General features: G+C 44.8%; 30 protein-coding genes and 1 riboswitch. Of the genes, 15 read left to right on the plus strand and 15 right to left on the minus strand.

The features are described from left to right. Positions 1–50 precede the first annotated feature (50 nt). The 5 genes from PKF022_RS09400 to rodA are packed head-to-tail and all read left to right on the plus strand — an operon-like array spanning position 51 to position 5,624. Positions 51–1,094, plus strand: a complete 1,044-nt coding sequence (locus PKF022_RS09400) for a rod shape-determining protein (RefSeq protein ID WP_068319852.1) — start codon at positions 51–53, stop codon at positions 1,092–1,094. Positions 1,095–1,118: 24 nt separating this feature from the next. Then, positions 1,119–2,054 carry a rod shape-determining protein MreC gene (gene mreC / locus PKF022_RS09405; protein WP_281776718.1) on the plus strand — a complete coding sequence of 312 codons (936 nt, stop codon included), beginning with the start codon at positions 1,119–1,121 and terminating at the stop codon, positions 2,052–2,054. Next, positions 2,051–2,575 (plus strand): rod shape-determining protein MreD, encoded by a 525-nt coding sequence (mreD, locus tag PKF022_RS09410; RefSeq protein WP_215391803.1) that lies wholly within the window; start codon positions 2,051–2,053, stop codon positions 2,573–2,575. The genes mreC and mreD overlap by 4 nt, the downstream gene beginning before the upstream one ends. Positions 2,576–2,583: 8 nt before the next feature. Next, positions 2,584–4,491: a penicillin-binding protein 2 gene (gene mrdA / locus PKF022_RS09415; protein WP_348773167.1), complete on the plus strand. Its 1,908-nt coding sequence runs from the start codon at positions 2,584–2,586 to the stop codon at positions 4,489–4,491. After that, positions 4,473–5,624 (plus strand): rod shape-determining protein RodA, encoded by a 1,152-nt coding sequence (rodA, locus tag PKF022_RS09420; protein ID WP_281776719.1) that lies wholly within the window; start codon positions 4,473–4,475, stop codon positions 5,622–5,624. The genes mrdA and rodA overlap by 19 nt, the downstream gene beginning before the upstream one ends. A gap of 86 nt (positions 5,625–5,710) precedes the next feature. On the opposite strand, the gene PKF022_RS09425 is transcribed toward rodA, so the two are convergent. Both PKF022_RS09425 and PKF022_RS09430 read right to left on the minus strand, forming a co-directional pair. Then, positions 5,711–6,031 carry an HU family DNA-binding protein gene (locus PKF022_RS09425; protein WP_011903860.1) on the minus strand — a complete coding sequence of 107 codons (321 nt, stop codon included), beginning with the start codon at positions 6,029–6,031 and terminating at the stop codon, positions 5,711–5,713. A 77-nt stretch (positions 6,032–6,108) separates the two neighbouring features. After that, positions 6,109–6,474: a hypothetical protein gene (locus tag PKF022_RS09430; RefSeq protein ID WP_216231022.1), complete on the minus strand. Its 366-nt coding sequence runs from the start codon at positions 6,472–6,474 to the stop codon at positions 6,109–6,111. A 157-nt stretch (positions 6,475–6,631) separates the two neighbouring features. Here PKF022_RS09430 and PKF022_RS09435 point away from each other — a divergent pair, with 157 nt between their 5' ends. The 7 genes from PKF022_RS09435 (at position 6,632) to PKF022_RS09465 (ending at position 14,108) form a co-directional block, all read left to right on the plus strand. Continuing rightward, a complete protein-coding gene (locus PKF022_RS09435) occupies positions 6,632–7,528 on the plus strand; it encodes an aspartyl/asparaginyl beta-hydroxylase domain-containing protein (protein ID WP_281777499.1) in 897 nt (298 codons plus the stop codon). Between the two features lie 332 nt (positions 7,529–7,860). Then, a complete protein-coding gene (can, locus tag PKF022_RS09440; protein WP_216231024.1) occupies positions 7,861–8,532 on the plus strand; it encodes a carbonate dehydratase in 672 nt (223 codons plus the stop codon). 1 nt (position 8,533) lies between these two features. Next, a complete protein-coding gene (locus PKF022_RS09445) occupies positions 8,534–9,433 on the plus strand; it encodes a lipid A biosynthesis acyltransferase (RefSeq protein ID WP_281776720.1) in 900 nt (299 codons plus the stop codon). 25 nt (positions 9,434–9,458) lie between these two features. Next, positions 9,459–10,211 (plus strand): metallophosphoesterase family protein, encoded by a 753-nt coding sequence (locus PKF022_RS09450; RefSeq protein ID WP_281776721.1) that lies wholly within the window; start codon positions 9,459–9,461, stop codon positions 10,209–10,211. Positions 10,212–10,216: 5 nt separating this feature from the next. Continuing rightward, a complete protein-coding gene (locus tag PKF022_RS09455; RefSeq protein WP_281776722.1) occupies positions 10,217–11,635 on the plus strand; it encodes a serine/threonine-protein kinase in 1,419 nt (472 codons plus the stop codon). Positions 11,636–11,684: 49 nt separating this feature from the next. Beyond that, positions 11,685–12,422, plus strand: a complete 738-nt coding sequence (locus PKF022_RS09460; protein WP_281777500.1) for a pseudouridine synthase — start codon at positions 11,685–11,687, stop codon at positions 12,420–12,422. 57 nt (positions 12,423–12,479) lie between these two features. Next, entirely contained in the window at positions 12,480–14,108 is a 1,629-nt protein-coding gene (locus PKF022_RS09465) for a peptide chain release factor 3 (RefSeq protein WP_281777501.1), read from the plus strand. Between the two features lie 22 nt (positions 14,109–14,130). On the opposite strand, the gene PKF022_RS09470 is transcribed toward PKF022_RS09465, so the two are convergent. From PKF022_RS09470 to PKF022_RS09480, 3 genes are all read right to left on the minus strand, one after another. Beyond that, positions 14,131–14,376: a hypothetical protein gene (locus PKF022_RS09470; RefSeq protein ID WP_281776723.1), complete on the minus strand. Its 246-nt coding sequence runs from the start codon at positions 14,374–14,376 to the stop codon at positions 14,131–14,133. Beyond that, positions 14,377–14,634: a DUF2798 domain-containing protein gene (locus tag PKF022_RS09475; RefSeq protein ID WP_281776724.1), complete on the minus strand. Its 258-nt coding sequence runs from the start codon at positions 14,632–14,634 to the stop codon at positions 14,377–14,379. Positions 14,635–15,009: 375 nt separating this feature from the next. Further along, positions 15,010–15,885 carry a DMT family transporter gene (locus PKF022_RS09480; protein WP_281776725.1) on the minus strand — a complete coding sequence of 292 codons (876 nt, stop codon included), beginning with the start codon at positions 15,883–15,885 and terminating at the stop codon, positions 15,010–15,012. Positions 15,886–15,957: 72 nt separating this feature from the next. On the opposite strand from PKF022_RS09480, the gene PKF022_RS09485 reads away from it, so the two are divergent. From PKF022_RS09485 to PKF022_RS09495, 3 genes are read left to right on the plus strand one after another with little or no spacing between them, the layout of a single operon-like run. Next, positions 15,958–16,464 (plus strand): MOSC domain-containing protein, encoded by a 507-nt coding sequence (locus PKF022_RS09485; RefSeq protein ID WP_281776726.1) that lies wholly within the window; start codon positions 15,958–15,960, stop codon positions 16,462–16,464. Then, positions 16,451–16,855, plus strand: a complete 405-nt coding sequence (locus PKF022_RS09490) for a GNAT family N-acetyltransferase (RefSeq protein WP_348773168.1) — start codon at positions 16,451–16,453, stop codon at positions 16,853–16,855. Before PKF022_RS09485 ends, PKF022_RS09490 begins: the two co-directional genes overlap by 14 nt. 17 nt (positions 16,856–16,872) lie before the next feature. Continuing rightward, positions 16,873–17,517: a histidine phosphatase family protein gene (locus PKF022_RS09495; protein WP_281776727.1), complete on the plus strand. Its 645-nt coding sequence runs from the start codon at positions 16,873–16,875 to the stop codon at positions 17,515–17,517. 58 nt (positions 17,518–17,575) lie between these two features. Here the strand turns inward: PKF022_RS09495 and PKF022_RS09500 are convergent, their stop codons facing one another. The 10 genes from PKF022_RS09500 to PKF022_RS09545 form a co-directional block, all read right to left on the minus strand. Then, the gene (locus PKF022_RS09500) at positions 17,576–17,767 is read right to left on the minus strand and encodes a hypothetical protein (RefSeq protein ID WP_216231032.1); all 192 of its coding nucleotides are present in this window, start codon (positions 17,765–17,767) and stop codon (positions 17,576–17,578) included. Positions 17,768–17,938: 171 nt separating this feature from the next. Next, a riboswitch (glycine riboswitch) is annotated at positions 17,939–18,042 on the minus strand. Between the two features lie 143 nt (positions 18,043–18,185). Then, positions 18,186–18,926: a sulfite exporter TauE/SafE family protein gene (locus PKF022_RS09505; protein ID WP_281776728.1), complete on the minus strand. Its 741-nt coding sequence runs from the start codon at positions 18,924–18,926 to the stop codon at positions 18,186–18,188. A gap of 6 nt (positions 18,927–18,932) precedes the next feature. Further along, positions 18,933–19,085, minus strand: a complete 153-nt coding sequence (locus PKF022_RS09510; RefSeq protein WP_281776729.1) for a hypothetical protein — start codon at positions 19,083–19,085, stop codon at positions 18,933–18,935. A 99-nt stretch (positions 19,086–19,184) separates the two neighbouring features. Beyond that, positions 19,185–19,583: an MAPEG family protein gene (locus tag PKF022_RS09515; RefSeq protein ID WP_281776730.1), complete on the minus strand. Its 399-nt coding sequence runs from the start codon at positions 19,581–19,583 to the stop codon at positions 19,185–19,187. A 9-nt stretch (positions 19,584–19,592) separates the two neighbouring features. Beyond that, positions 19,593–20,276, minus strand: coding sequence for a haloacid dehalogenase type II (locus PKF022_RS09520; protein WP_281776731.1), 684 nt, complete (start codon positions 20,274–20,276; stop codon positions 19,593–19,595). A 67-nt stretch (positions 20,277–20,343) separates the two neighbouring features. Then, entirely contained in the window at positions 20,344–20,496 is a 153-nt protein-coding gene (locus tag PKF022_RS09525) for a hypothetical protein (protein ID WP_216231037.1), read from the minus strand. A gap of 54 nt (positions 20,497–20,550) precedes the next feature. Next, entirely contained in the window at positions 20,551–21,105 is a 555-nt protein-coding gene (locus PKF022_RS09530; protein ID WP_281776732.1) for a peroxiredoxin, read from the minus strand. Between the two features lie 140 nt (positions 21,106–21,245). After that, positions 21,246–21,731: a hypothetical protein gene (locus PKF022_RS09535; protein ID WP_281776733.1), complete on the minus strand. Its 486-nt coding sequence runs from the start codon at positions 21,729–21,731 to the stop codon at positions 21,246–21,248. Positions 21,732–21,923: 192 nt separating this feature from the next. Further along, positions 21,924–22,895 carry a tripartite tricarboxylate transporter substrate-binding protein gene (locus PKF022_RS09540; protein WP_281776734.1) on the minus strand — a complete coding sequence of 324 codons (972 nt, stop codon included), beginning with the start codon at positions 22,893–22,895 and terminating at the stop codon, positions 21,924–21,926. Positions 22,896–22,920: 25 nt separating this feature from the next. Further along, positions 22,921–24,291: an adenylosuccinate lyase family protein gene (locus PKF022_RS09545; protein ID WP_281776735.1), complete on the minus strand. Its 1,371-nt coding sequence runs from the start codon at positions 24,289–24,291 to the stop codon at positions 22,921–22,923. Between the last annotated feature and the right edge of the window lie 61 nt (positions 24,292–24,352).

The following is a 24,352-nucleotide window of genomic DNA, read 5'->3' on the forward strand; positions in this document are numbered from 1 at the left end:
GTATCATTCCTATATATTTTCATTAACACTTTCTATTTTCCCACTACATCATGTTTGGTTTTTTCCGCAGCTACTTTTCCAATGACCTAGCCATCGACCTAGGAACCGCCAACACCTTAATTTATATGCGTGAGCGGGGTATTGTCCTCGATGAACCCTCAGTAGTGGCAATTCGCCAAGAGGGTGGTCCAAACGGCAAAAAGACCATTTTGGCCGTCGGCAAAGAGGCAAAAGCGATGTTGGGACGCGTTCCAGGGAATATTGAGGCAATTCGCCCAATGAAAGACGGCGTTATCGCTGACTTCACCATTACCGAACAAATGCTCAAGCAATTTATCAAGCTTGTGCACGAGAGCAAATTATTAAAGCCAAGCCCACGCATCATCATTTGCGTTCCTTGTGGATCTACTCAAGTTGAACGTCGTGCGATTCGTGAATCTGCATTAGGCGCTGGCGCATCACAAGTATTTTTAATTGAAGAGCCGATGGCTGCTGCAATTGGTTCTGGCTTGCCAGTTTCTGAAGCTGCTGGTTCGATGGTTGTCGACATCGGTGGCGGTACAACCGAAGTTGGCGTGATGTCATTGGGCGGCATGGTTTACAAAGGCTCCGTTCGTGTTGGTGGCGACAAGTTTGACGAAGCAATTACCAATTACATCCGTCGTAACTACGGCATGTTGATCGGCGAACAAACTGCTGAGTTGATCAAGAAAACCATTGGCTCCGCTTTCCCCGGCGCCGAAGTGCGCGAGATGGAAGTAAAAGGTCGCAATCTTTCAGAAGGTATTCCACGTAGCTTTACAGTTACCAGCAATGAAATCTTGGAAGCATTAACCGATCCGTTGAATCAAATTGTGACCGCAGTAAAAGCGGCTCTCGAGCAGATTCCACCTGAGTTGGCATCCGATATCGCTGAACGCGGCATGATGCTAACTGGCGGCGGCGCTTTATTGCGTGATCTTGATCGCCTCTTGCTTGAAGAAACTGGCCTGCCAATTCATGTTGCAGAAGATCCTTTAACTTGCGTGGCTCGTGGTTGCGGTATCGCACTTGAGCGCATGGATAAGTTAGGCGGAGTGTTCTCGCACGAGTAAGCGACATACACGTCGACCAGGGAATTGCAACATAGCGCTCCACCACTTTTCAGACAGGGCATTCCGGCCTTACTTAAACTGATTGTCTGTCTGTCGATCAGCATCGCTCTGATGCTGATCGATTTTCGTTTTAAAGCTCTTGATCCAATTCGTAACAATGTGAATTGGGTGTTACGTCCGCTTGAATACGTGATGATGATGCCGCGCAATGCACTTGAAGCAACATCAGAATATTTCACCACTAGATCAACTCTGGATCAAGAAAACCAAGTGATGAAAGTACGTCAAGCGGAGCTTTCTCTACTGGCAAATCAATCAGAATTTTTGATGGTGGAAAACCAAAACTTGCGTGAGCTGATGGCTTTGCAAAAACAGGTGCCATTTAAAACACTACCAGTAGAAATTCTATTTAATCCACCGAACCCTATTTCACAGCGCATTGTGATTAATCGCGGGAGTAACGACGGCCTTAAGCTAGGCAACCCGATTGCCAATGATTCCGGTATTTTGGGTCAAGTAGTTCGCCTGTATGAGCGCTCTGCCGAGGTTTCTCTGCTGGAAGACCGTGATTTTGCCGTTCCGGTGCAGGTGGCGCGTAACGGACTTCGTGCAGCCGTCTTTGGTGCAGGGCGCGGTAACCCGCTAGAGCTTCGCTACCTACCAGTAGCAAGTGATCTTGAGGTCGGGGATATTTTGCTGACCTCTGGAATTGATGGCATTTACCCTCCCGGTTTTGCAGTAGCCGTCATTAGCAAAATTGAACGCAATGTCGATAAGAATTCCTCAAATGTATTTTGCGTACCAGTTGCAGCAGTAAATCGCTATCGTCAAGCATTGGCGCTTTTATATGATCCGCAGTTTGATGCTAAAGCTCCGACGCTGAATAACAAATCAGCAACCGGTGCGCCGCTAACAAATACTCCTGGTAGACGTCAAACTCGTGCGCGAGGAATGCAATGATTGATTTCCAAAGCGGCTACATTCTGCGCCCGGTAAATCCGGTCTTTATTTACTTCAGCTTATTTTGTGCGCTGCTATTAAATCTATTGCCGATTGGTAACTATGGCTGGGTACCCGATTGGTTGATTCTCTGTATTGTGTTTTGGAATATTCATCAACATCGATATGTGAGCGTGATCACCGCGTTCATTCTTGGTCTCATGATGGATGTTCATAACTCCGATCTCCTAGGCTTGCATGCCTTTAGTTACTCGCTTGTTGCTTATGTCGCCATCTCATGGCACAGACGTATTGTGGCTCTCACGGTGCTGTCACAAGCATTACATCTGCTGCCGATTTTCTTATTGGTATCACTCTTTCCCGTGCTGGCACATTGGTTGCTAAGCGGCGAACTGTATTGGTGGGCTCTCACAGGCGCTATTCAAGCACTGATTGAGGCGATGCTCTGGCCATTGGCAACGCGCATCCTCCTTGCGCCACAGCGTCGCCCTATAGATGTTGATCACAATCGACCACTCTAAGAAACAAGATGGTTTCTTTTAAAAAGCCTGATCTAGACTCATTTCAAGAGCGCATTCACATTGCGACCTTGTTTGTCACCGTTTGTTTTTTATTACTTGTTACTCGCCTTGTATGGCTTCAATTAGTCAGCCATGGAAAATATGCGCTATTAGCAGAGAGTAATCGTATTGCGCTCGTCCCCGCTCCAGCAAACCGAGGTCTTCTAATTGATCGCAATGGTATTGTGATCGGCAGGAATTATTCTGCCCTCACTCTGGATGTGAATGCCGAGGAGGTCAAAGGCAACGTAGACCAATTAATCAACGATCTTTCTGAAATCATTGATATTTCCCCCAGGGATCGCCGTAATTTCAAGCGCTCTCTAGAAGATTCTCGCAATATGGGCACTTTTCCCCTGCGCTCGATGCTCAACGAGACCGAAACAGCCCGTTTTATGGCCAATCGCTACCGTTTTCCTGGGGTAGAAATCCGCGCCCGCAGCTTCCGAGAGTACCCATATAACGAATTAGCCTCCCATTTGATTGGCTATATTGGCCGCGTTTCTCAGAAAGATAAGGAGCGCATGCAGGCCGAAATCGAGGGCGCCAAGGCTGATGATCCAGACGCTTTACAGGCATCTTTCTTGCCAGGCATTCAGTACGTTGGAAAAATTGGTTTAGAGCAGAGCTACGAAACTGTATTACGTGGAGTGCCTGGATACGACCAAGTAGAAATTACTGCTGGCGGCAAACCAGTGCGCACGCTTTCTAGCTCACCATCGATTCCTGGAAAGAATGTAGTTCTCTCAGTTGATATCAAGTTGCAGTATTTGGTGGAGCAACTGTATGGCAATTTCCGTGGTGCGTTTGTGGCAATTGAACCAGAGACTGGCGATGTCTTGGCATTTGTTTCGAAGCCTAACTTTAATCCAAATGATTTTGTTGAAGGCATTGATTCAGTCACCTGGAAAGAGCTAAACGACTCGCCACAAAAGCCACTCTATAACCGCCCGCTTAAAGGTATCTACCCGCCAGGTTCAACTTACAAGCCCTTCATGGCGCTAGCTGCCTTAGAAAATAAAAAGCGCACGCCATCACAAACAATTTCTGATCCTGGTTACTTTGACTTTGGTAATCACACATTCCGTGATGACAAAAAAGGTGGCCATGGCATTGTGGATATGCAAAAGTCGATTGTTGAATCTTGCGACACCTATTACTACTTGCTTGCACGCGATATGGGCGTGAACATGATGCATGACTTTATGAAGCCGCTTGGCTTTGGCCAAATCACTGGCATTGATTTACAAGGCGAGGCAAGAGGTGTCCTACCTTCTACCGAATGGAAGAAAAACACTTTTAAAAAGCCAGAGCAGCAAAAATGGTATGAAGGTGAAACTATTTCTCTAGGCATTGGTCAGGGCTACAACGCTTTCACTATTTTGCAATTAGCCCATGCAATGGCTAACGTAGCAAACAACGGCATCGTCATGAAGCCTCACTTAGTCAAAGCAATTGAAGATCCGTTCACGCGAAATAGAGTACTCACAACACCTAAAGAAAGTTATCGCATCGATCTCAATGCCGAAAATATTGAAGTCATTAAGAAGGCGATGCTTGAAGTGAATATTTCAGGCACTTCTGCAGCTGCATTTAAAGGAACCGGATATCAAGTTGGCGGAAAAACTGGAACTGCACAAGTTTTTAGTTTGAATTCAAAAGAATATAAGCACAGTGCTACTGCAGAGTTCTTGCGCGACCACGCTTTATATATTGCATTCGCTCCAGTAGATAAGCCAACCATTGTGATTGCCATGGTTGTCGAGAATGCAGGCTTTGGAGCGCAACACGCAGCACCAATCGCACGTAAGGCATTGGACTATTACATTGAGGGCAAGTGGCCTAAGGAGATTCCTGAGTGGAAAAGAGCCCCTTAATCAAAGTTAAAGGATTTTTCTTTGGTATTTTTTCCGGATTAGATCGCCAGCTCGGCCTTATTCTGCTTGGCTTAGCGGCAATCGGCTTTTTTACTTTTTTATCGGCGAGTCAAAATACTCCCGTGCAAATTTTAGAAGAGGTGCGTAATCTCGTGCTCTCTTTTGTAGTCATGTGGATCGTGTCACGTATACCGCCTAAGTGGCTAGAGATGGGCGCAGTTTGGATTTATGGATTTGGCGTTGCTCTTTTAATTGCAGTAGCTGCATTTGGCTTAATTAAAAAAGGTGCACGTCGTTGGCTCAATATTGGGGTTGTGATTCAGCCATCTGAGATTATGAAAATTGCAATGCCCCTGATGCTTGCTTGGTATTTTCAGAAACGTGAAGGCATTCAAAAATCTTGGGACTACGGTGTTGCTGGAATTATTTTGGCAATCCCAGTGTTTTTAATCGCACGCCAGCCCGATCTGGGAACTGCTCTTTTAGTTTTTGCGGCTGGTCTTTACGTCATTATTTTGGCAGGCCTACCGTGGAAATGGATTTTGCCTTTTGTTGCTTTAGGCGTTATTGGCATTCTGTTAATTATTATTTTCGGCAGCACTATCTGTGCACATGATGTGGTTTGGCCACTCGTACACAATTATCAAAAGCATCGCATCTGCACTTTATTGGATCCCACTAGCGATCCATTAGGCAAAGGCTTTCACACCATTCAATCTATGATTGCGATTGGTTCTGGCGGATTCTTTGGCAAAGGTTGGTTTCAAGGAACTCAGGCGCACTTAGAATTCATTCCAGAAAAACATACTGACTTTGTATTTGCGGTTTTCTCTGAGGAATTTGGTCTGTTAGGTAACTTGGTCTTGCTAGCACTCTTCTTTGCCTTAATTAAAAGAGGGCTCGCCATCTCTGCAAGTGCGCCAAATTTATTTACGCGCTTGTTAGGTGCCGCCGTGACTTTGATTTTCTTCACCTATGCATTTGTGAACATCGGCATGGTAAGCGGCCTATTGCCAGTTGTTGGAGTGCCACTTCCATTTATCAGTTATGGTGGTACCGCTCTTGTGACCCTGGGATTTGGTGCTGGCATATTGATGAGCATTCATCGTCATCGCCGTTTAGTGCAAAGCTAATTTAGAAACAACTGTTAATACTCTGAAAATTTTCTAGGGAATAAAAAAGCCCGGCATGCCGGGCTTTTTTATCAACAAAGGAAGAATTACTTCTTACGCTTGTTAACTGAATCTTTAAACGCTTTACCAGCAGAAAACTTAACAGTTTTTGCAGCAGCGATTTTGAGTGGCTCGCCAGTTTTTGGGTTACGACCCATACGTGCAGCACGCTTGCCAGAAGCAAATGTACCAAAGCCGATCAGTTGTACTGAGTCACCTTTAGTAACAGCTTTGATGATTGTGTCGATAGCAGAATTCAATGCGAATTCAGCTTTGGCTTTAGAAATCTCCGCGTCGTCAGCAATCGCTGCGATTAGTTCGGCTTTGTTCAAGTGAAGCTCCTTATAGATATTGATGTCAGCGCACATTACGCTTACATGATTTTAACCACAAAAAATTACAAAAATAAAGTTGCGTTACAGCAATTTTTTACTTCAACTACAAACTACTCATCCAAAACTACGATATCAGAAACAAAATACTCCGTATCGCCAAAACAGGTTGTCGGCAAACCGATGTGTTGCTCATACTTTAGGGCAACTTTTTTTCCTAAATTAGCATTTATTTTTTGCGCCACAGCATCTTCACGCACCGTAAAGAGGAATTTTTCTGACATCGTGCCGGGCATAGAGACCATCGCCAACTCACCCTCCCAGGTTTTACATACATAGCCACGATTAGAGAATTTCTGCACATATCCAGCACGCTCGCCACTTCCGTAGCTCCAATTCAGCATGGCCCACGTATAGACTGAAATAGCCACTAACCCAATTAAAACAAGGCTTAAGAGCCACTTTATAAAGCTATTCATCAGAATTTCCTTAGTAAATCTACACACAAACCCTAGTCGGGTGCTTATATCTTCTATATGAAGTATATGAGCATCCAGTTGCGAGAAATAGTCTATTTAAGGCCTATATCCAAATTAAAATATCGATAACTACCTTAAATAGACAAAAGCCATGGAAATTCGTCACGTTATCTTTTTTGTTTTTGTAGTATCAGCAATTTACGTCTATTACAGGGGAAAGGTGCGTTTTGGCGTAGTGAGATCTCTCACTGACTACCAGGTGCTTCTAGCACCAGTAAATACCCTGCTGTACCTATTTTCAAAAGTGAAGGCAAGCGCCTTTATTCCAGTTAGCCAATTTCCTGAAATGGAACCCATTCAAGACAATTGGGAAACCATACGGCAGGAAGCGCTTTCTTTGCAGGAGGGTGGATCCATTGCTGCAGCAACCGGATACAACGACATTGGCTTTAATTCTTTCTTTCGCACTGGTTGGAAGCGTTTTCACCTATGCTGGTACGGAAAAGAGGTGCCGTCAGCCCAAGCTAAATGCCCTAAAACAGTGGCACTGCTGAAATCCATCCCCTCCATTAAGGCGGCCATGTTTGCCTCATTGCCGCCCGGCGCAACCTTGGTACGCCACCGCGACCCTTATGCAGGCTCCTTGCGCTATCACATTGGTCTATCTACGCCAAACAACCCCAAGTGCTTCATTGACGTCGATGGTGAGCGCTATTACTGGAAAGATGGTGAAGCGGTGATGTTTGATGAGACCTACATTCACTTTGCTGCCAATGAAACCGACCAGCAAAGAATTATCTTATTTTGTGATGTTGAGCGTCCTGTGTACACCAAAATAGTTCAGCTACTGAATCGCTGGTTTGGTCGATATGTCATGAGTGCAGCTTCTTCTCAAAACGTAGAAGGCGAAAAAGTTGGTTTTGTAAATGTTCTTTTTACCTATTTCTACCAACTCCGCGCGCAAGCCAAAAAACTTAAAGCAAAACATCGCACCGTTTACTACGTAGGCAAGTGGGTGCTGATTCTAGGAATTTTGTGGGCCATTTTTTGGTAGGCTGATTTTGGTTTTAGGGGCTTAGTAACTGAACAATTTGCTCAGGACTAATGGGGCCCCATATTTCTACTCTTTTCTTGCGGCTATTTTGACCAGACACGAATTGAATTTGCTTTTGAGGCACCCTCAGCTGCTTGGAAAGCCAGGCCAATAGGAGCTCATTTGCCTTATTTTCAAGGGCCGGCGCCTGTAGAGAAATTTTTAAGCAGCCGTCATGAAGGCCAACCACTTTTGTTTGTTTTGCCCCAGGCTGGCAATGCAAATTGAGAGTGATCCCAGTGGGGGTTTGTTTTAACCAAATAGGTGTCATCAAAGTACTTTAAACTGAATCCATGACGATGAAGAATTCTCAAGCTTTAGAGCAGCTATTTACAAACAATCGCACCTGGGCAGAAAGCATGATAGCCAAGGATGCCAACTTTTTTAAGCGCCTTGTCTCTCAACAGGCCCCCGAATACCTTTGGATTGGTTGCTCTGATAGCCGAGTGCCAGCAAATGACATTGTTAATTTGTTGCCTGGTGAATTATTTGTCCATCGAAACGTTGCAAACGTCGTTGTCCACACAGATTTAAATTGTTTATCCGTTATTCAGTTTGCAATTGATTTACTTAAAGTGAAGCATATATTGGTGGTGGGCCATTATGGATGCTCAGGCGTTCATGCGGCACTAACAGATAAGCGAGTCGGTCTGGCTGATAACTGGTTACGCCATGTCAAAGACGTGCATCAAAAACATGAGCGTTATCTAGGCGACATGATCCCAACCCAAAAACGTCAAGATCGTTTATGCGAGCTCAATGTCATTGAGCAAGTAGTGAACGTTTGTGAAACCACTATCGTGCAAGATGCTTGGGCGCGCGGACAGGATCTAACCGTTCATGGCTGGGCTTATCGACTTGAGACTGGTCTGGTGAACGACTTGGGCATGTCAAGCAGCTCGGTCGAAGAAATGACTGAGCGCTATGCTAAGTCTGTAAAGCGCTACGAACAAGATCAAAACTAATTTGCTCAAATCTTTTTCTAATCAAGTAGTTGTTGCGCTACTCAAGCTTCTCTCACTACTACCCTATAGATTACTAGTTGCCATTGGTTATGGGCTTGGCTATATTGCTGCTCGCATTCCCGGCGATAGAAACCGGGTTGTGAAAACTAATCTCCGCCTATGCTTCCCCCAATTAAGCTCAGCTGAAATTGATAGCTTATGCAAACAACACTGGCGTTTGCTTGGTCGCAGCCTCGTAGAAAAAAGTATTATTTGGTGCGGCAGTTCAAAACAGTTGAGTAATATGATCGAGGTAAAGTCAGCAGTAGATCTCTCTAGCAAAAAACCGCGCATCCTCGTTAATATGCACTTCACAGGCATTGAGGGTAGTATTATTTTGAGCGCACTGTCCAAAGAAAAGCACTGGCCACGGACTTCTGGATTTTTTCAAAGAATGAAAAGTCCATTCTTTAATAAAAAAATTATTGAATGGCGCAATCGCTTCGGTGGGAACTCCATTGATCGACAGGGAAATGCTAAAGCCATCATTCGCGAAATTCGTAACGGCGATTTCATCATCATTGCTCCAGATATTGATTTGGGTCTCAAGGACTCTGAGTTTGTACCGTTTTTTGACATCCAAACGAATACGATCACTACGATTTCTCGCTTAGCTAAAATTACAGGCGCCGATGTCTGTCTGATGACAACCACCTTGAAGGCGGATGAGTCTGGCTACCTGTGCGAAATTGGAGAGCCTTTGGAGAATTTCCCAGGAGTTGATCCAAAATCAGACACTGCTCGTCTAAACCAATATTTTGAAGAGAAAATTCGATTACGCCCAGCGGAATACTACTGGGTTCATAAGCGGTTCAAAAATCGCCCAGATAACGGTCCAAGCCCCTATAACCCTTCTATCTAGAGGTCTTTTGTCCTATCATTAAGGGATGACTGAACGTATTGGGCTATTCGCCGATCTCCATAGTAATTTAGAAGCCTTTGAAGCCTGTATGGCTCGTGCACAAGAGCTTGGAGTAACCCGAATGGTTTTCTTGGGCGACCTAGTTGGCTATAACGCCGACCCTGCAGCGCTCATCGATCGAATTGCTGATCTTGTGGAGAAGAAGCAGGCCATAGCCATCCTTGGCAATCATGATGAAGCTGTTTTTAAGGACAGTCGAAGTCAAATGAACTCCAGCGCCAATGCTGCCATCGAGTGGACTAAGTCTCAGCTCAAGCCTAGTCACGTGGAGTTCTTAAAAAATCTACCGCTCATTATTCAAGAGGACGAAATTTGTTTTGTTCACGCCTCTGCACATAACCCTGCCGACTGGAATTACATTACCGATAGCATGAGCGCATGGCGGTGCGTACAAAACTCTGGAAAGAATTACACCTTTGTAGGCCACGCACATGAGCAGGCATTGTTTTATCAAAGCGCCGTTGGAAAACTCATTCGCTTTGCACCACATCCCGGCGATGAAATTCCAGTACTTCACCATCGCCAGTGGGTAGGCGTTGTAGGCTCCCTTGGCCAGCCAAGAGATGGCAACCCTGAGGCCTGTTTTGCCATTTTCGAACCTGATGCAGAAGTTCTCACTTTTCATCGCACACCCTATGATCACTTTACTGCTGCAGACAAAGTGCGTCGTGCCGGGCTGCCAGAAGACTTAGCAAATCGCCTTATTACGGGCAGGTAAATCTAATGGCAATTAATACTGATATTGAAGCAGTAGACGATATATTTCAAGAAGGCAAAGTAGTTGATGGATTTACCTTAGGCAAAGAAGTTCATCGTGGCGGAATGGCCAGCCTTTTTTCTGCAACCAAAGAAGGTATTGATGTTCCTATTCTGCTAAAGATACCACGCGTTGGTAGAGATCAGCCTGTAGAAAGCTTGATTGGCTTTGAAACTGAACTCACCATCTTGCGCTCACTTAAAAGCCCATACGTTCCAAAGTATCTGGGCTCTGGCAATATGGCCACGCGTCCATATATTGCAATGGAATGGGTGGAAGGCAGGCCTCTTGAGGACTACATTAAAGAAGGTAAAGTTTTTACGATTGATGAAGTTGTCCGCATTGGCGCAGATCTTGCGCAAGCAGTTCAATCACTGCACTCTCAAGATGCAATCCATCTTGATATTAAGCCTGAAAATATTTTGGTTGATGAGAAGGGCAAGTTAACCCTAATTGATTTTGGTTTGTCACATCATGCTCGCTATCCTGATTTGCTGGCCGAAGAAATGCGAAAAGGCGTTGGCTCTGCGCCCTATATCTCCCCCGAGCAAGTAGCTGGTATTCGCTCTGATGCACGTAGTGATATTTTTTCTATCGGTGTAATCATGTACGAGCTGCTGACTGGTGAACTACCATTTGGTAATCCCCAATCAATGAGTGGCTTACGTCGAAGAATGTGGGCAGAGCCATTCCCACCAAGGGCAATTCGTAGAGAAATTCCTCGCTGGCTTCAAGAAGTTGTTTTAAGGTGCCTTGAACCTCGTGCCGCAGATCGCTACCAAAGTGCTGCGCGCTTGCGGCAAGTGCTGCGGGATCCCGAGGGCGTCACACTAACGGAGCGGGCTGACCGTGTTGAGCCACCTAGTTTTTGGCAAAACCTGAAGGGGATGTTTAAAGCTGCTGGCTATGAACCCTCCCCAAGTCCACGTCCGAGCATGGGGAACTTTGACGCGCCCCTCATGATTGCGGCAATTGATACTCGCCAGTCAGATGAAGACTTACGAGAGCGTATGCAAATTACTGCAAAGAACCTTTTGCATGCCTATCCTGAAAGTCGATTAGTTTGCTTGAGCACCATTAACAGCACACCAACATTCGAAGGAAACCAAGAGAGTGAGACTGCCAGCGGTATTGTGCGCGGTCATTTAGTACAGCTAATGGATTGGGCTAAACCGCTAAAGCTTCCGCCAGAGAGAATTTCTTATCACGTACTAGAGGCTCTTGATCCAGCATCCCGAATTGTAGAATTCGCGAAAGACAATGATGCATCCCTCATTCTGATTGGAGCATCACATAAGCTGCCTAACAAGGTAACGCCATGGAGAACCTCTATGACTAAGATTGTCGAAGAGGCGCCCTGTAGCGTTCATATTGTCAGGACTTGATCTAGGCCCATCAAGTCCCTAAGGCTAGTAATTGACGGATAATGCGTACATGGAAGAAAAAGTACGCGTCTCAAAATTACTCTCTGAGCTAGGCCTGTGTTCACGTCGTGAAGCTGACTCATATATTGAGCAAGGTCTCGTAACGGTAGACGGTGAAGTAGTGAATGAGTTGGGTGTTCGTGCTTTTCGTCATCAAAAAATAGAGTTGCAATCTGGCGCCAAAGCGCAACAAGCTTCTCGCATTACCGTGATCCTTAATAAACCTGTTGGTTACATATCTCACTACGATGATGAGCAAGAATATCAACCTGCAGCCTCTTTGATTACTCCAGAAAATTACTTTGCCAGCCCCCTAGATAAAGGGAGAAATCCTCGCTTCAACACTAAAGGTCTAGCACCTGCCGGAAGATTGGATATCGACTCTACTGGCATGCTAGTTCTTACTCAAGATGGGCGTATTGCCAAATTATTGATTGGCGAAAATAGTCCCATTGAAAAAGAATATTTAGTACGCGTTGAAGGAATGCTTTCTTTTGAAGATTTAGATCGCCTAAGACATGGTCTCTCGCTTGATGGAGTAGCACTAAAGCCCGCACAAGTAAGCTGGCAAAATGAAGATCAGCTTCGCTTTGTATTGCGCGAAGGACGCAAGCGCCAAATACGTCGGATGTGTGAGATGGTGGGCCTCAAAGTGTTGGGTCTCAAACGCGTCAGAATGGGTCGTATCTCACTAGGCCCACTGCCGCCAGGTCAATGGCGATATGTAAGGCCTGAAGAGCAATTCTGAAGCGGCTCGCCCGCTTATAATTGCGTCCAAACTGATATTAAGTAGCGCAAAATTACCATCGAAACTTCCACCTCCAGCACGCCAGGCGCAGAAGTACTTAGACGTCGCAGCTTTGCCATCATCTCTCACCCAGATGCCGGCAAAACTACGCTTACTGAAAAACTATTGCTATACGCGGGCGCCATTCAAATTGCTGGCAGTGTGAAAGCCCGTAAAGCAAGCCGCCATGCAACCTCCGACTGGATGGAGATTGAAAAACAACGGGGTATCTCTGTAGCAAGCTCGGTAATGCAAATGGAATACCGCGATTGCATCATTAACTTACTAGATACGCCGGGCCACCAAGATTTCTCCGAAGATACCTACCGAGTATTAACTGCCGTTGACTCGGCTCTGATGGTGATTGATGCTGCCAATGGTGTCGAATCCCAAACATTGCGCTTGCTTGAAGTCTGCCGCGCACGTAATACGCCTATTGTCACCTTCATCAACAAGATGGATCGTGAAGTAAAGCCGCCAATGGAACTCATGGACGAGATCGAAACCGCTCTCGGTATTGAAGTGGTTCCATTTACTTGGCCAGTCGGCATGGGCAAATCCTTTGCGGGAGTTATCGACATTGCCAATATGCGGATGCGAATGTTCAAAGCAGGCGAAGATCGCGTAACCGAAGACTCACATGCGGTAGTTGATGTAAATGATCCAGCACTGAAAGAACGTCTAGGCACGGACTTAGAAAATGCCCTGGCTGAGGTAGAGCTAATTAAAGAGGCGATGCCTGCCTTTGATCTCGAGGCCTTTCTAGCTGGTCGTCAATCGCCTGTTTTCTTTGGCTCGGCAATCAACAACTTCGGCGTACGTGAGATTCTGAATACATTAGTTGAGCTAGCGCCATCACCAGGTTCACGCAAAGCGCTACAACGTGAAGTCAGCCCTGCAGAAAATAAATTCTCGGCGGTCGTCTTCAAGATTCAGGCCAACATGGATCCAGCGCATCGCGACCGAGTGGCATTTTTAAGAATCTGCTCTGGTCATTTTCAGCGAGGCATGAAACTCAAGATTTGTCGTAATGGCAAAGAGGTACGCACAAACAATGCGCTTTCCTTCTTATCGCAAAGGCGCGATATTTTGGACGAAGCTTTTCCAGGCGATATCATTGGTCTGCCCAATCATGGATTACTTCGCCTTGGTGACACCTTAACTGAAGGGGAGCAATTACAGTTCACCGGCCTGCCATTTTTTGCACCAGAGATTTTCCGCATGGTTGAGTCTGCAGATCCATTACGCTCAAAACAATTACGCACTGGACTAATGCAATTAGGTGAAGAGGGCGCTATTCAGGTCTTTAGGCCACTGGCTGGTGGCACCATGTTGTTGGGCGCATTTGGTCAACTCCAGTTCGAAGTAGTAAGCCACCGTCTGCAAACAGAATATGGCGCAGAGGTACGTCTATTGCCTGCCCGCTATAGCTTGGCCCGCTGGGTTAGCTCTGATGACCCTGTAGCGCTGAAAAAATTTACCCAAGAAAACATTCACCGCATGGCAGAAGATGTCGTAGGCGCATCCGTTTTCCTGGCATCACATAAATCAGAATTAGATGTCGCTCAACAGCGCTGGGAATCAATTCAATTCCACGCCCTGAGAGAGCATGCTGGCCTAATTTATCAATCAGATTTAGCTGGCTAATTTACCCGCCGCTCTAAGCAATCTAACGCGGCATCTTGCAATCAAATACGGCGACCAATGGAGTATCACTACTCCGAAATGAGGCGATCTTGCCGTATTGCTGGCAATAAGCATTTGCCTTATTAGTTAACTGTTCAATGGATTCGCCACTGCTATTTAAAAAAGTCACGTGATTGGCGTCTGACGCATCGGTGTATACCGCGGCACATGAGGATAAAAGAAAAATGCTGCTAATGCATACGACTAAATACCTTGCTCGAATATTCATTTAATTATCCTTGTGGCCATCATTTTTCTTACGCGAGCCTAAGCCCTGAATAATTTTCTCGCTTAACCTGCTTGCAAGAGGTTTATAAATTAGTATGCAGACAATTGCCACTGGATACGCCACTACCCATACCTCAAGCCATAACCAAAAGAAATTTTCTGCAGGGCCTACTCTGACAAATGTAGTTGCAAGCGTAATGCTCAGAGACATTAAGAAGCCCATTACAAGGGCAAAAACTAAACTGGGTAAATTCATCATGGTTACATCATAGCTTCTGCAGGTGTTAACTGTTATTCTGGACTGTGATCACTATTGTGCGCCCTAGATAGGGGAATCTCTTGAGCAAGCCTTTGAGATTCATCATTCCATTACTCTAGGAAATTTATGGCTGTAGGCCAAAACCAAAGAACCAGAAAAAACGACTCTATGCTTACCAAAACTGGTAAAGCGCGTTTAGGGCCCCTTAACACAGCGCAGCTTACTAAATTATTAGAAGCAAGCACAAAACCAAAAGAGAAAAGCAAAATATTGCGAGCACTTAGCAAACATAAAGTTGTTGCTGCATAATTAAAAAGCCCCGTTACTGGGGCTTTTTAATTACAGCGCTATATAAAAGTGAGAAACAAAAATTGACTAGACTCTTCTCACCAACATTCTTTTACCGAGTATTACTGTAGACACTACCAAAACTGCGAAGATTAAGTTCATTGCTGTGAGTGAATCGCCAAGCAAAATGCTGGCTGCCACTAGAGTGCAGAATGGCTGGACTAACTGGACCTGACTTACTCTTGCAATGCCACCAATCGCAAGGCCCTCATACCAAAAGAAAAAGCCAAGAAACATCGAGAAGATGCTGAGATACATAAAACTGATCCATGCTACGGCACCTGCATCAATATATTCTGGGCTATAGGTCAGCCAAGCCATCACTAAATTGATGGGTAATGAGATTACCAATGCCCATGAAATAACTGTGCGAGGATTTATCTTTCTTGAAAGCTCGCCGCCCTCTACATAACCAACACATGCACTGATGCCGCCCAAGACCAAAAGGCCATCAATATAAGTAAAGCTGCCTGAGCTCTTGAGCAATGCATATAAAACAACTAGGCCAGCGCCCAGTAGAGATACCAGCCAAAAACCCAATGAAGGTCGCTCTTTAAAGCGCAGCACCCCAATTACCGTTGTAGCAAGTGGCATCATTCCCAAAATAACAGCCCCATGAGATGAAGAGCCATGGGCCATTGCTACAGTGGTAAAAATAGGAAACCCAAATACAACGCCTAGGGCTATCACTACAAACTTTGTAAGTTCGACTTGGGTCGGCATGCCTTCTTTTTTATAGGCAAGATATGCTAGCGCGACTAAGCCTGCCAAGCTTGCTCTTCCAAAAGCAATGAAATAAGGGTTAAAACTTAAAACAGCAATTTTGCTAACCGGCAGCGTTAAGCTAAAGATCAGAATACCTATAAAGCCAATCAACATTCCCTTGGTTTCTTTGCTCACCATCACCCTTTTTCTTGTGTTCAATTGATTGTATTAACAATCTCCCATGAGGGCTGTAATATTCAATGACTAACCATGAAATTGAATGCCCATATAACAGCCATTTATATTGCGACTGCAGCAGGTACGCATATGAAGCAGATGAACTCCGCCAAAATAATCGCTGGCATGGGCATTAAGGGTGACCGCTATGCTTTGGGCGCAGGGGCTTACTCCGCAAGCAAGCCTACCAAGGTGCGTCACATTAGCTTAATTAGCCTATCGGGAATTGAGACGGCAAATGACTGGCTAAAGGCCGGTGATGAGCCCAGCTTTCATGGTGCTGAAACACGTCGCAATGTCGTACTCAAGGGGATCACTGCAGATGAGCTCAATGACTTCGTAGGGCAACGATTTCAGCTGGGTAGCATTCAGCTGTTGGGCACAGAACTTTGCACGCCATGCGAAAGACCCGCCCAACTGCTCGGCAGACCAAGCTTTATGGAAGCATTTGAAGGGCGTGGCGGTATCCGAGCTGAAGTCCTAAGCTCAGGGGTTTTAACCATTGGTGATCAGCTATCTATAGAAAATGAAAATGATTGAATACCGCGACGATGCCATCATCACCGCTCAGCAAGCAATAGACCTCTACAAACGCTCTACGCTTGGAGAACGACGCCCCATTCATAACGTACAAACCTTTGAGGCCATGATCAAAAATGCTAATCTCACGATTACCGCTTGGGATGGTGAAGTATTAGTAGGCATTTCTAGATTATTAACTGACTTTGCCTATGTTGCCTATCTGGCAGACCTAGCGGTTGATCAGCAATATCAACGCTCTGGAATTGGTAAGCAACTCATTGAAGAAACCAAATCTCGACTAGGCCCTGAATGCATGATCGTGCTTCTCGCTGCGCCTAAGGCAAATGAATACTATGGGCATATTGGCTTTGAGCACAATCCACGCGCCTGGACTCTAAAAAATAATTAAGTCTTTATGATGGCTGCATGACTACTACTCGTTTTTGTTTGGTGCGTCACGGTGAAACGGATTGGAACGCCGCACGTCGCCTACAAGGCCACACCGATATAAGCCTAAATGCTCGAGGACTTGCTCAAGCAGAGCAAATGGCTCATGCTCTTAAAAAAATTAATCTTGCATTTGATGTTTTATATACCAGCGATCTTGAGCGGGCAGCTAAAACCGCAAAAGCAATTGAGCAACTGTTTAGCACAACCGCAATTACCAATGCAGCGCTCAGGGAGCGGCATCTTGGTGCGCTACAAGGACTCACTACTGATGAAGCGCCGCAGATTGAACCAGAGCTTTGGAAATCGCATATCAGCAGAAATATTGCCGAAGAATTACGTGGCGGAGAAAGCATTCAGCAATTTGCTAATCGCATCAACACTGCGCTTGAGGAAATTCGCGTCCAGCATATCGGTAAAACGATTTTGTTGGTAAGCCATGGTGGGGCGTTAGATATGATGTACCGTATCGCAAGCAATCAAGCGCTAGAGGCCGAAAAGGCCGTTGCAGTGCCCAACGCTTCCCTCAACTGGATCAGCCATAACGGATTGGATTGGAAGGTAGATGCCTGGGCCCAAACTGGCCACCTGGAAGATTTAGCCCTGGATAATTTGGATCTATAAAAATCTAAAGATTCAGTAAATAAATAAGCCACCGAAAGGTGGCTTATTTATTTTTCAATTACTTAGCAGCGTGCAGTTTATTTTGATCTGATGCACAAAAATCAACGATCACATCAGCAAAACTTAAGTAACGAGAATTACTTTTTCTAAAGCGATCAATTTCCGCAGCTAGTGGCGAGGATGCGCCCTTAAAGCCAGCATCTTCGTAACCAGGGTGATAAGGAGCCTCTTCAACAAATTTATTAGTCATACATTTACCTTAATAAGTTAGCGCCCAAAATCAAAGTCGATATTGGGAAATACAGATGAATTCAAAGCCGCATTTGCGGCACGATAAAAATTCGTGAACTATTCAATCTGAATATGCATAGAGACTCTCCCAAAGCAGTCCACCACACGAGCTAATGCCGCGCTGATGGATGCCGCTCCCCCTGTCCTTGATACCTGAGAGATTCACCCTAAGCGTGGCTTAGAACTTGCTCCTTCGGTGCACCATCAAAATGGTGGCTCTCCAGACGGCTATTTAGGATAAGCAGTACCTTCCTGGTGGATACCTGAGCGTTCATGGGAGTTTGCGCCTTCGGTGGAGGGAAACCCTCACTCTCCTGCTTATAAAAATTATAACCGGATATCACTTTTATCAAACTAGTGATTTATACCGATATTCACTAAAAGGACATCGACAGAATAGAAAGTCCAGAAATCAGCATTACCAATTCCATCAATATTAAAAATTTATGTTCCGGCAATGCGAGCACGATTTTTTTAGAGAAAATGGAGCCGGCTAAAACACAAGCACCTATCAGAAACCCTTGAATGATGGCCATTATATTTAAAAAACCCAGCTGATGAAAAGCAATGCCTTTGGTAAATAAAATTGATAAAGTGCTTGCCGCCTCTGTTCCTAAGAAGGCGCCCTTGCTTAAGCCATAAGCCAAAAAGAAAGGGGTATTGATGGCACCCGTAGTCGCGACAATTCCCGTTAAATAGCCAATAGCGGCACCAACAAAACCCATCTGCCATAGTGATAGGTAGAAATTCTTTTTACGCATCCAACGACGAATAGGAATTAATACAATCAGAAAGACTCCTAAAGTCATTTCGATGAGACGTTCATCAAGCCGCACTAAAGTATTAACACCTAATACGGTGAATGGGATGGCAGCTAAGCTATAAACTAAACAAACGCGCCACTGAATAACGCTCCACCAAAGAAAAATGCGCGAGAGATTTGCTACGGTAGCAACCAAAGCAATGACCGGAATTGCCTGAATAGGTCCATAAAAATAGACCAAAGCAGGCATCAAGATAATAGTGGTGCCAAAGCCAATGACGCCACCCAATACACCAGCACCCAGGCCCAAAGCCCCCAGAACAAGGGCCTGAATAATGAGATCAGGCAAGCTCAATCACCACTAACGCCCCTGACAATCTACCGGCAATTCCCACAAGGGCTTGCCTTGACTATAGTCACAGTTAATTCCAACAGGTGAAGTGGAACTTGCGGCACAAGCACTTAAACCTAAAGCAACCAAGCTTACTGTTACAGCAAGAAATAATTTTTTCATATCGCTTTATCCCGATTGAAGACTGTCTAATAAATAAAAACTCTTTGTAATGATTAAATATTAAAACTTAAACGCTTCTATTTTCAGATTTTTTGATCCCTATGCCACCAAACCGTACAAGGACCAGCCCAAGTTTAAGACAACCAGCGTAATGAGAGTGCCAAAAGTAAATTTCATCCCTAATACGCGATTACTAAAATTGGGGGGCGGCTCATGAATGCCTTTGACATGAATTAAACGTCCAATGATTAAAGTTATCCCTGGTAGAACAACGAACCACCAAGGGGCGCCATTTAACTCGAGACAAGCAATCAAAATTAAACCGAATGGTACATACTCGGCAAAGTTACCTTGTGCACGAATGGCCCTTTCTAGATCGTCGTGACCCCCGCTTCCTAGGCCAACTTTATTTTTTCTTCTGAGCCCAATGACTGCAAAAGAGAGCTTAACGAAAATGATGGTCAAGATTGAGGCAATAATTGCAGTAATCAGTAGCATGTTTTTTCCTTAAATCACTTCCAAAACTTTAGTTAAGGAAGTTCCTTCATAGTTTGGTTTTTCGCCAATCTCTTCAAAAGGGTGCCCAAGACGATTCACCCAAAACACATCAAACCCATACCATTTGGCTGCAAGTGCATCCCAGGCATTACTAGAGACAAATAAGATCTCTTCTTTCTTTACTGGAAATGCTTTTAACAGAAGCTCATAAGCTTGAGGCGCTGTTTTAAATAAGCGCACATCCTCAATAGTCACCACCTGATCTAAGTACGGCTTAAGACCATTGCTTTCCACCACCGTGGCTAGCATCTCTCTACTGCCGTTAGACAAAATAGCAGTAGAAATTCCTTTTTCTTTTATTGCCTTAAGAACATCTAAGCTATCTTCAAAGCCGGTAAGCTTTGCATACTGATCCATCAGTCGTTCTTCGTATTGCTCTGTGAGGTTTAACCCCATACGTTTGCAAACATATCGTAGCGACCGAATAGTTAACTCCCAAAATGGAAGATAGTATTTGCTTCCAGCAGGATTGGGATCGCTCATTGTTACTAAGCGGGTGTACTCAATTTGACGGTCACGCCACATCAAAGCAAAAGCTTGTCCATGACCCGGAAATAATTCTTCTGCCAACTGCCCCATGGAATACACATCAAATAAAGTGCCATAGGCATCAAATGCAATCAGCTTATACATGCCGTCCCCCAATTTTTTATATGAATGTCTATCTCGCTAAATAAAAAACCACCCGAAGGTGGTTTGTTTAACCGCCGCCAGTGCAATCTGGATTTTTATCTTGCACAGGTATTCCGGGAAGACAAGTAACTCCAACGGGTGAAGATGTGCTTGCGCCTGCACAAGCGCCAAGCAAAAGCACGGTGGCTAGTGCCAATAAATTAAGTGTTATTTTTTTCATATGCCTTCAAGTATACCCATGAATTTCTTTGAATCGACCCAGACAAATACTGACCTAATGGCTTTTCAAATATTCAATCACCCAGGCTGGATCGCTGTCACTTGGGAAGATTGGATAGTGAACTGCCTCTATCACGCCCTTATTCGCAATTAAAGTAACCCGCTTTAGTAATGTCATTCCAGCCGCTACAAAGGTTGGCATATTCAATGCCTTTTGAAATTGATAGTTCACATCACTAACTACCGGGAATGGGAGGTGAAGTCTATCGGCCATCTCTTTTTGATACTCAGTCGTTTGAACACTTAAGCCCACTACTTCAGCGCCCAATGCCTGAAGTTCTTGATAGTGATCTCCAAAGGAACAGCTTTGCGGCGTACAACCTCTTGCCCCAGGAATTTGATCCCAACCATCAGGCAAGGCAACATTGGGCTGCCCTGTCATTGGATAACAGTAGATAACTAATTTACCTTTGATGTCGCCAAAGTTAACAGTCTTACCATTGGTGGCAGTTAAAGAAATATTGGGCAGCTTCATTCCCTTCAAGTGATTGGTTGAGCCATCATCTTGAGGAATTGGAAGATCTGTAGGGAGCTGATTGAGATTTGTCATATGCAAATACTATACAAAACAAGCGCTCATAAGCAAGAAGGCAATAAAAAACCGCCCGAAGGTGGTTTTGATGTTTCTTGGTGGCTCGGGGCAGAATCGAACCAGGAGCTCAGGAGAGCTTATCCAGCTCTAGACTAGATCTAATCATTGTTAACAATTGTCCCATCTGAAGCACTTATTTTGCGATAAATTCGCATCATATCCATCATTACAGCGGTACTCCAAGCAAAACAAAAAAGGCTGCTCATTGATAGTACTACAGCAAGAATTCGATATCTACTTGGCAAATTAGAAACAGCCTGCTCGGATCCAATCGTTGTGTATATGCCACCAATCACAACAATGGCGTGGTCAATGCTTGATGCCACCCCATGTATTAGCCCCAAGAGAGATAGTATGCCAATTTCACTCAAATGAATGAGTGCTAGTGCGGATAAACCCATAAAGAAAAAAATTTCCATTCGAATATATTGTTTTTTAGCAATTAATATTCTGGCATGTCGATGGTACATAGATTGGGCGCCCCACAAACATAAGCCGTGATAAACAATCAAAACGAAAAACACCACGATAAAGCCCATCAACAATCCAAAAGAGGATAAATCACTGATTGAAATTTCTTTCATTTTTGAGCACCTAATTAATACTATCTTGTTAAGTTTTACAGCCCGTTAGATAGATTGTATCTAGCACCGAAACCAACTAGAGAGTAATTTTGATGGCGTATTTAACAGTGCATCCCCAAATGAAAAACCACCCGAAGGTGGTTTTAGTATTTCTTGGTGGCCCGGGGTGGAATCGACCAAGGCCGAGGATACTCAATCCATCGCTAAATTTGATTTAGCAGCAACAGCTCTCCAGCGCACCACCTCTGCTTCAGTGTGTTTTGCCAATGAGGAGCCCAGGTATTGCTGTTCCGGCAACAACTGTATAGCCTGTGACTGGAGCTTATCGGTATAAGCCTTATCTTTCATGGCTTTTAAGAATGCGTTTTGAACTTTTTCCACAGCCGCCTTTGGCGTGCCCTTAGGAGCATAAATTCCATACCATGTACTTGCTTCAAAGCCAGGCAAAATTGTTTCGTTTAGCGTAGGAACATCTTTGAGTTGTGGCAATCGTGCCTTTGAAGTCACAGCCAACGCGCGAACACGTTTCTCTGTAATTTGCGGGAAAGCTGTATTTGTTTGGTCGTACATGCCATCAATCTGGCCGCCAACAACATCAATTAATGCCGGACCAGCCCCTTTGTAAGGGACATGCTTTACATCTGCGCCAGCAGCATTAGCCACCAAAGCAGCAATCAGATGTGAACTTGACCCAAGGCCGGCATTACCCATAAACACTTGGTCAGGGTTCTTTTTGGCATAGTCGTACAACTCTTTCACATTCTTTGCTGGGTGGTCATTTCTTACCATCAGCACTAACGGCGTATCTGGGAAACGGAATACCGCCTCAAAATCTACCACCGGGTTGTAATTTAACTTTTTGTATAAAGCTGGGGCAGCGCCCATATACCCCATATGACCAACTAAAAATGTATATCCATCTGGCGTAGCTCTAGCCACTTTAGTTGCTCCAATCGTTCCACCGGCACCTGGCGTGTTTTCAATAATGATGGATTGGCCAAGCTGCTTGCTTGTCACATCAGCAATGCTACGAGCCAAAGCATCCGTTGGTCCCCCAGCAGCAAATGGTACAACCCAAGTAATTGGACGATTTGGATAATCAGATTGGGCGATAGCTACGGAAGATAGCAAGGCAACCAATAGTGCTGATATTTTTTTGAACATCTGTATCTCCTAATTTCTAAATTAATTAAAACTTCAATGAGCGAGAATGAGCAACAGCTTTGTCCACCATTTGTGGGGCCATACCCAAGTAATTAATCGGATTGGTTAACTCCTCAATCCTCTCTTTAGTAAAGTTCTTAGTGACTTCTGGAATCTTTTGGAGTGCTTCTGACAAAGTGCCACCGTTTTCATTAACATCGCGGCAAGCGTCATATACAACATCATGAGCTTGTTGACGACCAATAAATGGCGCCATACCCATCATCACGGCTTCAGCAACAATTAAGCCCTTGGTGAGATTAAGGTTCTCAAGCATCTTCTTCTCATCCACAATCAGCCCTGACAGCATGAACTTAGCTTGATGAAGAGCTCCAGCAGTTAATACAAAACTTTCTGGAATCGCCATCCACTCTGCGTGCCACGGTCCAGTCGCTCTTTCAAAATCCTGAATCATGGCATCAAGCATTAATCCAGAATGCTGACGTACACCCTTAGAAGCTGCCAACATTAATTCGCTACTAATTGGATTACGTTTTTGTGGCATTGTGCTACTAGCACCACGGCCTTTTACAAATGGCTCATACACTTCGGCAAACTCAGTAGATGCCATGAGCATGATGTCGTAAGCAATCTTTCCCAGTGAACCAGTAACCAATGCTAAGAAATTAACTGCCTCAGCTAATCCGTCGCGAGCCACATGCCAAGTGGTTACTGGCACGCCCAAATTAAGTTCTTTCATTAATGCTTCTTGAACAATTAAACCCTTATCGCCCAATGAAGCAATCGTTCCTGCGGCGCCAGCAAATTCGCCCACCAAAACTCGAGGCTCAAGTTGCGCTAGACGTTCAGCATGACGGTCCATCATCGCAAGCCAAATTGCTGACTTATAGCCAAAGGTGACTGGCAGGGCTTGTTGTAAGTGAGTACGTCCGGCCATAGGGGTATTGCGATACCTCTCTGACATCGATGCCAGAATCTTGCGCAGCTCTTTGATGTCTTGCTTAACAATTTCAAGGCCAGAGCGAACCTGTAAGACGACTGCGGTATCCATGATGTCTTGTGTAGTGGCGCCCCAGTGAACAAACTTACCGGCTTCACCGCACATCTTCACCAACTGGTGAACCAAAGGAAGAATTGGATATCCAACAATATCCGTTTCATTTCTCAACAAATCAAAGTCAATTAAATCGATTGTGGATTTCTTGGCGATCTCATCTGCCACCTCTTTAGGAATTACTCCACACTTTGCCTCCGCCACTGCCAGCGCTATCTCAATATCGATATAGCGCTGAATTAAAGCCTTATCTGAAAAGATCTCACGCATTGCCGCAGTTCCAAATGCGTCTCTAAACAAAATTGAATCAATTACTGTGCTCGCCGAAAAACTGCTTTTCATGTCTCTCTCCAACTTTTATTATGTCCGTACATAATAATTCTCTATATGTACGGACATAATG

Origin of the sequence: Polynucleobacter sp. KF022 (assembly GCF_027924105.1) — a bacterium.
Classification (GTDB): Bacteria; Pseudomonadota; Gammaproteobacteria; order Burkholderiales; family Burkholderiaceae; genus Polynucleobacter.